This window comes from Streptomyces griseus subsp. griseus, assembly GCF_000720255.1.
In the GTDB taxonomy this organism is placed as follows: Bacteria; Actinomycetota; Actinomycetes; order Streptomycetales; family Streptomycetaceae; genus Streptomyces; species Streptomyces griseus_I.
In genome coordinates, this window is record NZ_JOJE01000061.1 from 1 (window position 1) to 14,215 (window position 14,215).

Below are 14,215 nucleotides of genomic sequence, written 5' to 3' on the forward strand. Positions count from 1 at the left end.
GGAACCCGGCGCCCACCCGACGCGACAGCCGGGTCACCGGCCTGCCCACCATCAGCTCCGGAAAGCAAAAGGGCCCACCGACTCCGTCGGCGGACCCCCGCGAAAGATCGAGGCTAGTGTTCGGCAGCATGCGCGAGTGGGGAGGGGCAGTCATGGCTGAGGATCCGATCGACCTGATCCGCCTGGAGGGGGAGGGCAATAGCGTCATTCTCCGGATCGCGGGGAAGGAGGAGCGGAAGCGTCCCACCGAGGCCGATGTCCTGGCCGGAGAGTTCCTGGTCGATACGCCCTTCGTCCGTGGCACCCTCAAGACCTGGATCTTCCCCGAGGATTTGCGGCAGTGGCAGCAGGCACTGGACTCGCTCGACGCGGGACAGGACATCGCCTGGCGCGAGGGGAAGCGCGCTCCGTGGCTGTTCATCGAACTCGACGAGGATGATGACCGGTGCCAGGTCACGATCAAGGACCACTCAACGTCCCTGACGACGGTGACGGTCACCGTCCCACTGGTCGATGCCTGGTTCGACGACGCATACCGACGCCTTGACTTGGTCTGGGAGCGCTGGACCATGACCGAAGACTGAACCCTGGCCAACGAACGAGATCGCCAGCCTCATTGTGTTACTGGCTCGCCATGACTTGATCCACAAGTCTTGACTATTGCTCATCAACGTCTTCCCCGCTCAGCTATCCCCGAGAGGATTCGCACCCAAAAGGTCTCCGCCCAATTGCCTTGCCTTAGAGCGCAGTTCAGCACCTAGCGTCTCCGTCATGACGACAATCCAGCACAAGATCGGATCGGGCTTCGGCGCCCGCAGCACCGCTGACGACGTCCTGAGCGGGATCGACCTGTCCGGCAGCACCGCGATCGTCACCGGTGGCTACTCGGGACTCGGTCTGGAGACGACCCGCGCACTGGCGGATGCCGGAGCCCGCGTCATCGTCCCCGCGCGGCGACGGGCGGCCGCGCAGAAGGCGGTCAAGGGCATCGACGGTGTGGAGACCGACGACCTCGACCTGTCCGACCTCGAAAGCGTCCAGGGCTTCACCGACCGTTTCCTGGCCACGGGCCGCACGATCGACATAGTGATCAACAACGCTGGGGTCATGGCCTGCCCCGAGACGCGGGTCGGTCCGGGCTGGGAGGCGCAATTCGCCACCAACCACCTCGGTCACTACGCGCTGGTCAACCGTCTCTGGCCGGCGATCGCCCGCGGTGGTGCGCGCGTGGTCGCCGTGTCCTCCGGCGCCCACGGCATGGGCATGCACTGGGACGACCCGCACTTCGAGCGCGGCTACGACCGGTGGGAGGCGTACGGGCAAGCGAAGGCAGCCAACGTACTGTTCGCCGTCGAGCTCGACGCGCTGGGCCGCGACGCCGGGGCCAGGGCGTTCGCGGTGCATCCGGGCAGCATCCTCACCCCGTTGCAGCGCCATCTCGCGAAGGCGGAGATGGTCGATGCGGGCTGGATCGACGAGCAGGGCAACCCGGCCGATCCCACCTTCAAGACGCCCGGCCAGGGGGCGGCCACCCAGCTGTGGGCTGCCACCTCACCTCAACTGGCGGGCATGGGCGGCGTGTACTGCGAGGACTGCGACATCGCCGAGCCGGCAGCCGAAGGAACAGAAGGCGGCGTGCACGCACACGCTACCGACCCCGAGCAGGCTGCGCGCCTGTGGGCACTGTCGGCCGAGCTCACGGGCGTCGACGCGTGCAGGGCGGCAGCCTAGTAGGCTTGGTGCGGCGGCGCAGGCCTCCGCCGAGACGCGGACCGCCCGCGACGAGGTCAGCGCCTCGGCGCCGTCCACAGCGCTCTCCGCCTCGAGCGCGTCGCTGTCCGGCCGCCAGATGCTCCGGGTGCTGAAGTCCCTGCTGCCCAAGGGCGGGAAGATCTCCGACGAGCAGGGCCAGGAAGGCTACGCCGCCGTGGTCTGGGACGACGGCCGCGGAAAGAGCATGATCGGGGTCAACGCCCAGCACAACGTGGGCGACGTCCTCGACGGGCGGATGGGTTGCGAGGGCGAGTACATCGAGTGCCAGGCTCTGACCCTGGCCGACGGCACCCAGGTGAAGCGGGCCAAGCGGGCGTCGGAGAAGGGCGGCTCCGCCGTGGTGTGGCTGGTCGACACCCTCCACCCCGACGGCCGCCGGGTCATCGTCCAGGAAGTGAACTCCTACGCCGAGGGCGGCGCCGTGACGCGACCGCGGTCCCCGCTGGCGCTCGACCGCCTGCAGACCATCGCGCTCGACTCCCGGTGGGCGGGCTGACCTGATCGCTTCCCACGGCCGCCGCGTCGGGCGGCGGCGCCCCTCCGTGTGACCGCATGAACAGCGAGGCCGCCGCCCGTTCCAGCGGACGGGCGGCGTACGTGCGGCGCGCCGGGCCGGCGACGCCGTCCGGGCGCCGCAGGTTCCGCGGGCCACCACCCGACGTCGTCCTGGAACTGGTCGACACCGAAGAAGCGCCCCTGCGGCTCCTCCTCGGCGCCTACCCCTATCTCGTCGTCGACGTCGCCTACCGGCAGCGACTCGACACCCGGAACGCGTGGCGACCCCTCGCCGCCAAGGAGGGACCACCCGCGCCGGAGGCATGGGGCGCGGCGTCGCGGTGGGGTCACGGCAGGGGGGTGCCGCCGGTGGCGTTGAGGATTTCGGCGGTGATGAAGCTCGCTTCCTGTGAGGCGAGGTAGACGTACGCGGGAGCCAGTTCGGCCGGCTGCGCCGGTCGGCCCAGCGGGCTCTGCTTCCCGAACTCCGCCGTGTCGGGCATTGTCGCCGGGATCAACGGCGTCCACACCGGGCCGGGTGCCACGGCGTTGACGCGGATGCCGCGCTCCGCCAGCATCTGTGCCAGTCCCTGCGTGAAGGTGACGATCGCGCCCTTGGTCATCGCGTAGTCCAGCAGGTGCGGGCTCGGCTTGTACGCCTGCACCGAGGTGGAGTTGATGACGCTGCCGCCCTCCGGGATGTGCGGCAGGGCGTGCTTGGTCAGCCAGAACATGCCGTAGAGGTTCGTTCGCATCACCCGGTCGAACTGCTCGGTCGAGATCGCCTCGATTCCGTCCGGCTGAGACATCTGGTACGCCGCGTTGTTCACCAGGACGTCGATGCGGCCGAACTCCTCGACCGCCCTGTCGACGAGCGCCCGGCACTCGTCCTCCTCGCGGATGTCGCAGGGGACGGCGATCGCCTTGCGTCCTGCGTCGTTCACCAGCCGGGTCGTCTCCGCCGCGTCGTCCGCCTCCTCCTCCAGGTGGGTGAACAGCACGTCGGCGCCCTCGCGGGCGAACGCCAGGGCCACGGCCCGGCCGATGCCGGAGTCGCCGCCCGTGATGACCGTCTTACGGCCATCCAGCCGGCCGGATCCCCGGTAGGAATCCTCGCCGTGGTCCGGCGGCGGGTCCATCGGGCCGGTCCACCCCGGATGCGGCTGGTCCTGCGAGGGGAAGCCGGGCCTGGGGTGCTGCGTCGTCGGATCCTGCTGAGCGTGCTGCTCGTCGCCCACGTAGGCCTCCCTTGTGATCGTGCGGTGTTCTGGATCACCGGGTTCCCACGTTCACCGGGCGGAAGCCCCCTCCCACCCGAACAGCCGGGTGGGGTGCGGTGCAGGTGGGGGGTGAGTCACGGCGGGAGCCGGGGGTCTCGGTCCTTCGTACGCTGGCGGCATGCGCATGCGTCCCCCCTGAGCTGGACCCCTCCCGAGGACCTGCCGCCAGGTACCACGGACCTAGAGCCGGTCGTCGAGGCGCTGGGCACCGACCGTGTGCTGGTGCTCAGCGGTGCGGGCATCTCCACGGAGTCGGGCATCCCCGACTGCCGGGGCGAGGGCGGGAGCCTGAGCCGACCCACCCCGATGACGTGACCTGCTCGGGGTCATCGGACATCGGCGAGTGCCCGCAGCCCTTGAGCGAGACGTGCCTGGCACCCGGAAGCAGTCGGGCTGCCCTGAGGACCTGATGGGGTGGGGCCATCAGGTCCCGTGTGCCCCAGCCGACCGTGACCGGGACCGCAGGGGTGAGGGCCCGCAGCCGGTAGGCGAGCGCCGAGCGCCGCGTCGGCTCGAAGCCGGGCGAGCGGGCCAGGTTGCGCAGCGCGCCTGCCGCCGTCTCCTGCGGGATCCGCCAGGGCCGGGCGAAACTAAGAGCGTAGGCGGCCTCAGCACGCGTCCACAACCCGATCGGAGACAGCGCGACGGCGCTGCCAACCGCGCAGATACGTGCCAGCTCCAGGGCGACCGCCCCACCCAGGGAGTTCCCCACGACGGCCGGGCGGGTCAGGCCGACGCCGGGTAGCCACTCCGCGACGACGGCCGCCGGCGCCTCAACAGCGGCGACCGAGCGCGGCACCCCGACGACACCCGGGGTGCCGCGCTCGGTCGGCGTCGGCCGGAAGGCGCCGTCCAGCCGAGTGCCTTCGCTGCGGCACGGTCCAGCCGATCTCGACGACGACTCGGGGCCGTTCCCTGTTCAGGACGTGCTGGGCCCTTCGTGCGGTCGGCAGGACGAGTCGGGGAGGTCGGCCAGGCGCCGCGCCCAGAAGGAGCGGTCGGTCCAGCGGGCCTCCTGGGCGTGGATGACACGGTGGCCGCGCAGATACGCGCTCCGTGCGGCCGCGACCTTGTCCGCGTATGCGGCGAGGGCCGAGTCCGCGCCGTAGGGGGCGCGACCCAGGCGGGTATCGACGGCCAGTCCCGCGCCCAGCCCGGTGTAAAGAGCGGTCAGCACGCCCTGGGAGGAGAGCGGGTCGAACGCGACCGCCGCGTCCCCGGCGGCGGTCCAGCCGTCTCCGTACACCGTGTCCAGGTGCGCTGTGTGCGCGGCGGCCCGGCGGGGCGCGGCAGGTGATGTGGGCGGGGGTTCGTCCCGGTGGACCCATCGGGACACGTGGCGGGTGGCCGTCATCCGTCGGCGGAAGTGGCGTGCGGTGTAGGAGGCGGCGGGCAGGTCGGCGTCAGTGAAGTAGGCGACCAGTCGCCCGCCGGAGGGCTGCGGGGCGGTGTACCACCAGCCGTCCTCGTCGGACTCGACGAGGGAACGGCGGTCGGTGTCCAGCGGGTCCGCCTCCAGGGGCACGTACAGAGCTGTGAGCCGGTCCCCGACCCGCCGCCGGGCCCCGCACCGGACGGCGATCGCGGCGGCGCGGCCGGTGGCGTCGATCACCCAGCGGCAGCGCACCGTACGCTCGCCACCGGAGCGGGTACCGGCAGGGCCGGTGCCGCCGCGCAGGAGCAGGGTCCAGCCGCCGTCCGGCGTCCGCGCGGTGTCGCGTACCACCGAGCCCTCGGCAACCTCGGCCCCCGCCGCGCGCGAGGCGTCGCGCAGACGCCGGTCGAACAACCGCCGGTCGAGATGCCAGCCATGGCCGTGCGGGTCGTTGATGAAGTCCACGGCGTGCAGGTCGGCCGAACCCCACGCCGAGAGGCTGCCGTAGCAGGGCAGATGCCCGGAGTCGAGAACACGGTCGGCGACGCCGAGGTCGCCGAGCAGAACCCGCCCGGCGGGCACGAGCGTCTCGCCGACCTTGGGCGGCCCGGTGCCGGCGTCCGCCAGCAGAACCGTACGGCCGGCACGGGCGAGCACGAGCGCGGCGGCGCAGCCGGCCGGGCCGCCGCCCGCCACCACGACGTCGTAGGTGTCCGTGCCGGGAGCGAGTGCGGCGCTCACCGCGCGTCGCGGAAGGGGTCGAGTATCTCGAGATATCCGGCGGTGATCTCCTCCTCGCGGTAGCCGGTCGCCCGGGCGGCCTCGCCGATCACCCGTGCCGCGGAGGCGGCCTCGGCGGTTTCGGGGGAGAGCCTTCCCTCGGGCCGGATGCCCGCCGCCGCGGACAACACGTGCGGACCCGCCTCGGGCACGTGCAGGTTGACGAGATTCGCCGTGTCCGGTGCCTGGTCGAGCGGTTGTCCCGGGCGTGACTCCACCAGAATCCGTTCCGGGAACTTCCCGTCGCCCACTGTGTAGTCGCGCACCTCGACGATGCCGAGCTTGGGCCAGTCCTTGATCATCTGTGTGCGCTGCTGGTTCATGGTGCCGTTGAGGCCGCGCAGCCAGGTCGCCCGCCGCTCGAACGCCTCTTCCCGGGCGCTGTCGTCACTCCCGGACGACGGCGTGTTGACCTTCTCGAAGTCCTCCAGCTTGAGGACATGGTTGGGTACCTGGGCAGGCCAGAAGGTCGGCAGGTAAGGGCTGTAGCGGGGCCCCAGGTTGGCCAGCACCTCATAGCCGGAGCGGCAGCTCGCGGCGTCCGCCTGCCAGGGGGCGGCCATCCAGCGAGTGAGGTCTCCGGGCCCCTGTGCGTGCAGGGGGCCGTTGGCGGCGACCGCCTCCTGCGGGGTGAGGGTGGGCCCGTAGTCGGGTTCCGCGGTGCCGGTGGCGCGGTGCCGGATGCGGAAGGGTTCACTGAACATGCTCGGGTGCCTGATCGGCCAGGTGACCTCGCACCCCGGGTGGAACGCGTCGGCGGCGCAGTTCTCCAGGGCCGCCCGGTCCAACAGCCCCGGCTGCTCGCCGACAGGGGCGTCGTCGACGGTGGGGCGCGGCTGCCGCAGGGGTCCGGCCAGGAAAGCCCCGTCCGCCCAGCGCTGCAGCATCCAGTCCTGGGTCGGCGACAGCACCAGGTGCTGACGCACGGACTTGGGCGTGCTGGCCATGGCGTCGCCGTAGATCCACGGCCACGGCAGCGGGGACTTTCCGTCCCGGTCGTAGTCGCGCAGTGCGGCGTACGTTTGGCGGCGCAGTTCCCGGTTCCGGCCGGACGGATCGGCGAGCCTCTTCCGCATGGCAGGCGAGAGGAAGAAGTGGGGGCCGTTCCAGCCGAACTGTGCCGCGAATCCCTGGTTGACCCACTGCAGATCGCAGAACCGGCGGAGGATCGGCTCGATGTGATCGGTGAACGAGATCTGCTGCGGGCGGGTCAGCGAACCGGCCTGGACGAAGACGTCGAAGAGCAGGTCGTGGAGGGTACGTATGGACTTCACGCCGGGGGCGTAGTGCGGAGGCCCGACCACGACCCAGGCCGGGGCGGCGGTCAGATCCTTGCCGTCGATACGGACCGTCGCCGTCACCGGGCCGTCGGACACGTCGTCGTACCAGGTGTTGTTGTTGGCGACCCCGGTGATCGGCTGGTTGTTGTAGGAGGCGGAGTTTCCCCGGCCACCGAGCACCAGCAGGCGGCCGTCGGAACGGGTGGAGATCTCGCCGAGGTACACCGCCTTGCCCATGATCTTGCCGGTGTCGAACTTCTGCGTCTCGGTCTTCGAGCCGCGGACGGTGCGGCTTCCGGGGTCGTTGACCAGCTTCTTCCTCTCGGCGCCCACGACGTCGGCGTTGCGCAGAGCGTATTGCTCTGCCGCGAGCGTCTTGCCCTCGGGTATGTCCAGCGCCAGATGGAACTGGTACCAGGCGGCCTTCTTGTTGGCCAGATGCACCGTCCACTGGATCTCGGAGACACCCTCGGCGCCCGGCTTCAGCTCCCTCACCACCTCCCCCGCGGCGTTGTAGCCGTACACACGGAACCGTGCGGCCTGCCTGCGGAGCGCCCCGGAACCGTCCTTGTAAGAGCCGGGGTCCGCTGGTTTCTGGTCCGGTGATTCCGGGCCGATGAAAGGTGCTTCGACACTATTGCCGACCCGGGCGACACCGATGGCGGGGTGAATCTTCACCTTCACGATCTGACTGTCCATCGAAGAACCTTCCGTTGGGGGCCGTCGGGATGCGGTCGCGAACGTAAGACGTTCAATTCCGCCCGGGGGTCACACCCCGACGGAGCTGATCGACGGCCGATCATCACTGATTTCCTACCAACTGCGACCGTAAGCACACGAGTTCGCCCCGGTCGGAGGTGCGCGGAGGTGGCCGCACCTGAGGAGATCACCGGCGGAACTCACCGGACGCGGTCTCGACCAGCTCACCGCGCCGGTGAGGACCTGGCGCGCACGAAAATGCCGTACCGCCCCGCCTCATCGACGGCCTGCTCGCCAAGACCCGCCTCGGGCTTCCGGCCGCCGTGACCTCGGCCATGGAGGTGCACCTGGTCGAGGAGAACGCCCTCGCGCGTCACGGCGAAAGCCGGCACGGTACGGCGGCGCAGCACGGTGTGGCAGCCCGCGCCGCACCGACGAAAATGATGGCGAGCTGGGTTGAGGGTTCGTCCCACAGGTAGCGGAAGTACTCGAACGCCTCCCCGTTGAGCCACTGGGCCTCGTCCACCAGGAAGGTGCGGGGGCGTTCGGCCGGGGCGGTTTTCAGCAGGCGGTCGAACTCGCTGGGGTGGCGCGGTGGTTCCCCGGCCAGGTCAAGCGCAGTGAACAGCTCATAGCGCACCGCGGGCCATGGGCCGGGCCCGACCGGAGAACACCGCGGCCGCCCTCGCCGCCCGCCGCCGCCAGACCGAGGACAAGCTGGCCCAGGTCACGGCCGCTATCGGCCAGCTCCGCCGCGTGCGCGGCCGACCGACGGTTCGGGCCATCGCCCAGCGCGCCGGTGTGTCCGCCGCGTTCCTCTACGAGAACACCGCGGCCCGGGTGCTCGTCCAGAATGCCGTCGCCGACAGCCGCCGCCATGACCGCTCAGCGGGTCGTCCAGGGCGAGCCGCAGTTCCGTGGAGACACGACGCCGGCCGGGGCGTTGTCGGTGGCGGCCGGTACGTTGCGATCATGGGTCTCTATCTGGTGAGTGTCACCGCGCAGGACTGGTCGCAGGCGGGGGAGGACGGGTACAGGGATGTCGCCGCCGCGTTGAACACCGAGCTGGAGCGGCGCGGGCTGCCCCCTTACGAGCTGCGGCAGGCCGCACGGGAGGCGCCGGGCTGGTTCGAGGAGAAGGTCAGCCCGTCTATGGACGGCTTCGTGGCGTTGTGCAGGACGTGGCTGACCGACGCGGAGCTGTCGGCCCTCCTCGACTGGAGCGTGCTGGTGCCCCTCGCGCTGGAGGAGGAGATCGTGCTCCCCGTCGGCACCGCGTACTCCGGCGAAGAGACAACGGTCGCCGGGGCCCCGCGGGTGCTCGCCCTGGCCGAGCGGCTGGCCGGTGCCGTCAAACTGCCCGTGGACGCGATACCGGCCGGCGAGAACCTCGCACTGAGCCTGTGGTTCCTGGAGGGCGGGGCCGAGCGGACCGCCCGGGTGCGGCCGGGACCCTGGGTCGAGGACCGGGACGCGGCCTTCTACGTGGCCCTCTACCTGCGCGCCGCGCAGTACTCCCTGCGGTACGGCTGCCCGATGACCTACTCCTGAGCCACAGCGGCGGCCGACCGGCCGGAAAGGCCGTCACCCACGTACCGGGCGGTGCCTGTGGCCACTCTGCGTGGAACTCGACCGAACCGGCAGCCGTCCGTCGACCCGGCGGTGAGGTCAACGCCGTAGAGAAACTGTGTTCAGTGCCCGCAAGAGCAGTGGAGAAACCAGGGAAATCGACCGTGTGTTCTTGCATTCGCCGGGCACGAGGAGCGACGGAGGTTGATAACTATGGTTCCCCTGCTTCTCGTTCTTCTGCTGGCTCTGATCCTCTTCGGCGCGGGCTTCGCGCTGAAGGCACTGTGGTGGATCGCCGTCATCGTGCTGGTCGTCTGGCTGCTCGGCTTCGTCATGCGCTCCGCGGACGGGGGCGGGCGCAAGGGACGCTGGTATCGCTGGTAACCCGCCAAGCAGCAGCATGCCTGTGGACTCCGGATGCACCCGGAGCCCACAGGCATGTCCTGGATCAGGGCATCTCTCCGGGCAAGCGGTGTAACTACCACCTCCCCGGGAACCGGGCCTCATAGCTGGGGCCCGGTGAGCAGTGGAACCTGCGCCTCCAAACCACCGGACCCCAGCCACTCCGACATCGCCCGCGCCGCGACGCTCTACACCTCTGCCCTCCGGCAGCCCACCGTCTTACGCCGCTGCATGAGTGATGCGGCTGTCCGGTCCAGACAGCCGCCTCACTGTCCGTTTCCCCTGCCTGCTCAGCCGCGGACGATGTTCTGCCCCTACGGGCCCTTCTGCCCCTGGCCGATGTCGAAGGTCACCAGCTCGGCCCGGTCAGCTCGCGGTACCCGTTGCCCTGATCTCGGAGTAGTGCGCGAAGACGTCCGGGCCCCCACCGGCCTGCTCGATGAACCCAAAACCCTGCTCCCCAGGCCCCGCAGAGCCTGGCGCGCCACCGTCTCGTCATCGGGTGCGGGAAGGGGTGCACCCGGCGTGCGGGTCATCAGTGGCAGTTGCCTTCGTGGTGGTGGCGGTCGTAGCCCCAGGCCGCAGCGTCGACGAGGCGCCCGCGGTCGTTGCGCAGCAGGGATGCCTTCCACCAGCCCGGCGGGGCGATGGGCTGGTGGAAGGGCGGCGGTGTCGGAGCGGTTGTCCCACACGTAGTTGCGGCGGTCCTGGTAGAGGTCGGTGCTGCTGTCGCGGCCCATTCCGGTGTGGATGCGGACCGTGGAACGTCCCGCCAGGCGGTAGTCCTCGAAGGTGTAGGTGTGGCCGTCCTCGTCCTCGAGGGTCCAGCCGTCGAGGTTGACCGCGGGTCGCACGGACGGCTACTTCGAGGAGACTTACGGGCACGGGCGGCGAGACAGACGACGACAGGCCCATGCCCATAGAGCCTTTGGCGGCTGCGTCGTCGACGGCCGACGATGTCCTGCAGGATCACCAACGGGGGTGGGCGTGGAGCTGACGGCGTTCTTCAGCGGCGGCGACGGATGGGCACAGCCCTGGGTGCTCGACGTCGGGCTGGTCGAGTCCCTCCGGTTCGGCCCCCAGCCGGTCATACCGACCTGGACGTGGCCATCGCGCTGACCCGGTTGCTGCACAACGACTTCGTCTCCTACGGGACCGACGGCAAGGGCAGGCATCTGAATGACGAGAACGTGCCGATCGTCATCAAGGCCCACCGCGCCGTTCTGGAACGACTCGCCCTCAATCCGCCAGCCTGGCCGTTCCGTACGTTCGACGGACCGCGCGGCTTCGGCACCTACTGGCGCGACAACGACATGCGGAACAGTTGGCAGGCCCGGCGGGACTGCATCGAGCAGATCCTCGGCCCGACCCGCGACGCGCTGGAGGAGCCGCAGGAGCTGGAATACGAGCGCCGCTTCACCAACGGGCCGTCCGGCAGTTTCAAGAACCTCATCTTCGCCGCCGACGGGGCGAAACCGCAGATCGTGCTGCGCGACGCGGTGAACAACGACGTCGAGATCGTCCGCCACGCCGACACCTGCCTGGTATTCACCGATCCTCTACCGCCGCAGGGGCTGGCCTGGCGGCAGATGGTGGCCTGGTGGAGGAAGAGTCACCAGCCTGATGTCGACGAGAAGGCAGCCGCCGACGCCCTGTACCGGCGGCTGTACCGGTCGCTGGACTCCCCGCCCGAGCAACTCCTCATGATCACCTACTGCGCCCGCTACGCCAAAGAAGGCGGCTTCGACCTGCCCGCGCTGATCCCCCAGGTCTACCTCCGCTACGCCCCCTACACCCGCAAGAGCGGCAAGCAGTCCGGGGCGCTGTACCGGCAGCGGATGGACTTCCTGCTCCTGGCTCCAGACCGCTCCCGCATCGTCATCGAGGTTGGCGGCGTGCAGCACTACGGTCGGCCGAACCCGCCTGACGACACGTGCCGGGTAACCCACACCGCCGTGCCGCAGCTGTACGCGGAGATGGTCGCCGAAGACCGCCGGCTGAGGCTCGCCGGATACGAGATCTACCGCTTCGGCGGACGGGAACTGACCGAACCGGGCGGGAAGCAGCTCCTGGAGGACTTCTTCACCGAACTCCTCACGCGGCACATGAAGCCAACCCTGTGAGCAGATGCCCCGGGGCGCGAAAGTCGTTTCCAGGCGCGGGCCCACCTCAGGGGAGGCGGCGTGCCGGTGGCATGGACCATTGCGTCGTGCCATTGACCGGAGAAACGTCCAGCTGTCTGAGCCAGTTGGAGTCCACCGCTGACGGCGAGGAGTGTGGGCGGTGGATCGCCTGCGACGAGTCAGGGTGGGACGGCGAGCAGTTGGTCGGCCGGAAGCGTCGCTTCCTGGTCTTCGCTTCGGCCGCCGTCGACGATGCGGAGGCCGCCCCACTTGTGCAGGAGCTGCGGGGGCAGGCCCGCATCCGGCAGGCCGGGGAGCTGAAGTTCCGCCTGTTCAAGGACCACACGCAGCGGTGGTCTCTGCTGCAGCAGGTCTGGGGGCCCGGTGGTGCGCTCCATGACTGGTGTTCGGTGTACGTGGTCGACAAGGAGTATGCGGCGGTGGCGAAGGTGATCGACCTGCTGCTGGAGGAGAAGGAACACGCCGAGGGCGGCAACCTGTATGCCGATGGTCAGACCCGTGATCTGGCGCGGACGCTGGCGCTCGAGGGACGTCGGGCGCTGCGCGGCCCTTTGTTCGAGGAGCTGGTGTCCGCGTTCGTGGCGCTGGCCTCGCAGCGGGGCGTGGGCCGTCAGACGGACGCGTCGGAGGCGCTCTTCGCGGTGATTGACCGGGCCCTGGGCGGCCTCGTCGCGCAAGGCCGTCACCGAGCTGCTGGCCCGGGTGCTGAAGGCGTCAATCGCGTGATGCCCGCGCGGCAACCCGGTGCAGCGAGAACGGCAGGCACCATCCTCTCCTCCGTGCGGCAGCCCTGCCGCCTCGGAGGAGAGCTCGACGGGGACGGCCACCTCTCGTTCAGATGACTCCGAGCAGTCCGTTGCCGCCCAGGAGGGTGCTGTCCTTCTGCGGGAAGCCGACGGACGGGGCGGTGATCATGCTGCTGCCCTTGGCAGCGGGGCCGTTGGCGCCGCCTGGCAGGACCCAGACGGCGCCGGTGGCGTTGTTCTCCTGCGCGGCGCTGACGAAGAGTTCAGGTTTGCCGTCCTTGTTGATGTCGCCGACAGCCACCGTGGTACCGAACATGTCGTCGCTCTCGCCGGCTCCCGGGATTTTCGCGGTGTCCTGGGTGAAGGCGTAGGCGCCGGCGCCCAGGGCACCGGTGCGGCGGCCGGGGATGACCGTGACTTGCCCGGCGTTCGGCTTGCCCATGTCCTCCAGCGGCGAGCCGACCACGACGTCCGCCAGCCCGTCACGGTTCAGATCGCCCACAGCGAGGGCACCGCCGAAGTCGTCCCCCTTCTCGCTCGCGCCAGGGACACCCGGGGTGTTCTGGGTGAGCTGCACCGGTTTCGCGTCCCGCGCGATGCCGTGTGCCGAGCCGTACCACAGAAGTACCCGGCCGCCGAGCGCACCGTCAGTGGTGGCGTGGTCCGGCTCGTCCGGGTCTCCCACCACGAGATCGGCGTATCCGTCGCCGTTGATGTCCCCGGTGGCCGCGATCAGGCCGTTGCCCATCTGCTGTGCGCCGCCGTAGACGGGGTTGACGTACACCTCGCCGCCGCTGATGTCGCTGAGGCGGACAGTGACGGCCACCTCGTCCGGCGCCCCGCTGTGGGCGAAGTCGCCCAGCGTGACGCTTCCGACGGAGGCGGTGTCACGGCTTTCATCGGCCGAGCCGTAGGTACCGCTGCGGCTGAACGGCCCCCGAAAGCGCATCGCCCCCTCATACCCGGCCACGAGCACCTCGGTCCGAACGCCGGCACCGGTGCTGAGCGCCGCCACGTCCAGGCCGTAGTACTTGCCGGCCGTGGTCGCCGGCAGATCAGTGCCGGACCTCAGCCCGGACCTGCTGCCCCACAGGACCGTCACCGTGCCGGCGTCCTCGCCCCGCGTGGTGTCCTCGTACGGCGCGGAGACCACCAAGTCCGCGTAACCGTCCCGGTTCAGGTCGGCCGTCGCGGTGGCGCCACCGAACCCGTCGTTCGACTCGGCCGTGCCCGGCACACCCGCGGTGTTCTGCGTGATGGTTGCCCGCCGGGACACCGACAGCCCCGCCTTGCCTCCGTAGAGAACGACCACGGCACCGGCTCCCGCCTTGCCGGCGATGTTCGCACCCGGCGCGGGCAGCACGGCGTCGCGGTAGCCGTCCACGTTGAAGTCACCGGGCACTGCACCGTGCACGGCTGCTGCGGGCACGGCCGACAGCAGCCCAGCGCCCATCACGGCGGCGATCAGGAGCGCCCCTGTTCGCCAACCCCCAAGCAGACCACGTCTGTTCCACATGAGCTGGATCCCCTCCCCCTCAACGCACCTGGCGTGCGCGCAGTCCAGGGCATCGTAAAGGGCGCCCCCGAACGGCCCGGAACTCCCCCAGCAGGGCGCCGCCGTCCCCTACCGGGCCCCGACCCGGGCCTCGGCGACCAGTGACACCTTGACGTG

Annotated in this window: 14 protein-coding genes and 3 pseudogenes; 9 read left to right on the forward strand and 8 right to left on the reverse strand. The window is 70.2% G+C overall.

Annotated features, from left to right (window positions below; genetic code table 11):
• The 4 genes from IG99_RS40615 to IG99_RS51015 form a co-directional block, all read left to right on the forward strand.
• On the forward strand, window positions 1-584 hold a 584-nt coding region (locus tag IG99_RS40615; RefSeq protein WP_234312121.1), incomplete at its 5' end, for a DUF5959 family protein.
• Window positions 585-771: 187 nt separating this feature from the next.
• Window positions 772-1,731: an SDR family NAD(P)-dependent oxidoreductase gene (locus tag IG99_RS40620; RefSeq protein WP_037683521.1), complete on the forward strand. Its 960-nt coding sequence runs from the start codon at window positions 772-774 to the stop codon at window positions 1,729-1,731.
• A 127-nt stretch (window positions 1,732-1,858) separates the two neighbouring features.
• Complete coding sequence (locus IG99_RS40625) at window positions 1,859-2,269, forward strand: hypothetical protein (RefSeq protein WP_158973346.1); 411 nt, start codon at window positions 1,859-1,861, stop codon at window positions 2,267-2,269.
• A gap of 56 nt (window positions 2,270-2,325) precedes the next feature.
• Window positions 2,326-2,691, forward strand: a complete 366-nt coding sequence (locus tag IG99_RS51015) for a hypothetical protein (protein ID WP_234312122.1) — start codon at window positions 2,326-2,328, stop codon at window positions 2,689-2,691.
• On the opposite strand, the gene IG99_RS40630 is transcribed toward IG99_RS51015, so the two are convergent.
• Entirely contained in the window at window positions 2,616-3,506 is an 891-nt protein-coding gene (locus IG99_RS40630) for an SDR family oxidoreductase (protein ID WP_037683523.1), read from the reverse strand. The two genes, IG99_RS51015 and IG99_RS40630, sit on opposite strands and share 76 nt — an antisense overlap.
• Before the next feature lie 177 nt (window positions 3,507-3,683).
• Between IG99_RS40630 and IG99_RS51020 the strand changes: the two are divergent.
• A pseudogene (locus IG99_RS51020) lies at window positions 3,684-3,860 on the forward strand (NAD-dependent protein deacetylase 1); the annotation flags it as partial.
• On the opposite strand, the gene IG99_RS46885 reads toward IG99_RS51020, so the two are convergent.
• The 4 genes from IG99_RS46885 to IG99_RS40650 form a co-directional block, all read right to left on the reverse strand.
• Window positions 3,775-4,347, reverse strand: coding sequence for an alpha/beta fold hydrolase (locus IG99_RS46885; RefSeq protein WP_267882605.1), 573 nt, complete (start codon window positions 4,345-4,347; stop codon window positions 3,775-3,777). The pseudogene IG99_RS51020 and the gene IG99_RS46885 overlap by 86 nt on opposite strands.
• A 120-nt stretch (window positions 4,348-4,467) precedes the next feature.
• Window positions 4,468-5,664, reverse strand: coding sequence for an NAD(P)/FAD-dependent oxidoreductase (locus IG99_RS40640; protein ID WP_037683528.1), 1,197 nt, complete (start codon window positions 5,662-5,664; stop codon window positions 4,468-4,470).
• A complete protein-coding gene (locus IG99_RS40645) occupies window positions 5,661-7,682 on the reverse strand; it encodes a LodA/GoxA family CTQ-dependent oxidase (protein WP_037683529.1) in 2,022 nt (673 codons plus the stop codon). The genes IG99_RS40640 and IG99_RS40645 overlap by 4 nt, the downstream gene beginning before the upstream one ends.
• A gap of 373 nt (window positions 7,683-8,055) precedes the next feature.
• Window positions 8,056-8,322 (reverse strand): ATP-binding protein, encoded by a 267-nt coding sequence (locus IG99_RS40650; protein ID WP_051866543.1) that lies wholly within the window; start codon window positions 8,320-8,322, stop codon window positions 8,056-8,058.
• Between the two features lie 8 nt (window positions 8,323-8,330).
• Between IG99_RS40650 and IG99_RS51845 the strand changes: the two genes are divergently transcribed.
• Together IG99_RS51845 and IG99_RS40660 are read left to right on the forward strand one after the other, a co-directional pair.
• Entirely contained in the window at window positions 8,331-9,233 is a 903-nt protein-coding gene (locus IG99_RS51845) for a hypothetical protein (protein ID WP_324606169.1), read from the forward strand.
• A gap of 231 nt (window positions 9,234-9,464) precedes the next feature.
• Window positions 9,465-9,635 (forward strand): hypothetical protein, encoded by a 171-nt coding sequence (locus tag IG99_RS40660; RefSeq protein ID WP_037683531.1) that lies wholly within the window; start codon window positions 9,465-9,467, stop codon window positions 9,633-9,635.
• A 332-nt stretch (window positions 9,636-9,967) separates the two neighbouring features.
• Here IG99_RS40660 and IG99_RS49900 read toward each other — a convergent pair.
• Window positions 9,968-10,112 (reverse strand): annotated as a pseudogene (locus IG99_RS49900) (cold-shock protein); the annotation flags it as partial.
• A gap of 76 nt (window positions 10,113-10,188) precedes the next feature.
• Window positions 10,189-10,510 (reverse strand): annotated as a pseudogene (locus tag IG99_RS46895) (lamin tail domain-containing protein); the annotation flags it as partial.
• A 246-nt stretch (window positions 10,511-10,756) separates the two neighbouring features.
• Between IG99_RS46895 and IG99_RS40665 the strand changes: the two are divergent.
• Window positions 10,757-11,776 carry a hypothetical protein gene (locus IG99_RS40665; protein ID WP_234312123.1) on the forward strand — a complete coding sequence of 340 codons (1,020 nt, stop codon included), beginning with the start codon at window positions 10,757-10,759 and terminating at the stop codon, window positions 11,774-11,776.
• Window positions 11,777-11,862: 86 nt separating this feature from the next.
• A complete protein-coding gene (locus IG99_RS40670) occupies window positions 11,863-12,639 on the forward strand; it encodes a hypothetical protein (RefSeq protein ID WP_158973347.1) in 777 nt (258 codons plus the stop codon).
• Here the strand turns inward: IG99_RS40670 and IG99_RS40675 are convergent.
• On the reverse strand, window positions 12,632-14,059 hold the full coding sequence (locus IG99_RS40675) for an FG-GAP-like repeat-containing protein (RefSeq protein ID WP_037683534.1): 1,428 nt from the start codon (window positions 14,057-14,059) through the stop codon (window positions 12,632-12,634). The two genes, IG99_RS40670 and IG99_RS40675, sit on opposite strands and share 8 nt — an antisense overlap.
• Window positions 14,060-14,215 lie beyond the last annotated feature (156 nt).

Bases quoted from the DNA above. Each gene is read 5' to 3' on its own strand.
- IG99_RS40620 (WP_037683521.1), top strand. From the start codon at position 772: ATGACGACAATCCAGCACAAGATCGGATCGGGCTTCGGCGCCCGCAGC.
- IG99_RS51015 (WP_234312122.1), top strand. From the start codon at position 2,326: ATGAACAGCGAGGCCGCCGCCCGTTCCAGCGGACGGGCGGCGTACGTG.
- IG99_RS40645 (WP_037683529.1), bottom strand. From the start codon at position 7,682: ATGGACAGTCAGATCGTGAAGGTGAAGATTCACCCCGCCATCGGTGTC.
- IG99_RS51845 (WP_324606169.1), top strand. From the start codon at position 8,331: ATGGGCCGGGCCCGACCGGAGAACACCGCGGCCGCCCTCGCCGCCCGC.
- IG99_RS40660 (WP_037683531.1), top strand. From the start codon at position 9,465: ATGGTTCCCCTGCTTCTCGTTCTTCTGCTGGCTCTGATCCTCTTCGGC.
- IG99_RS40675 (WP_037683534.1), bottom strand. From the start codon at position 14,059: ATGTGGAACAGACGTGGTCTGCTTGGGGGTTGGCGAACAGGGGCGCTC.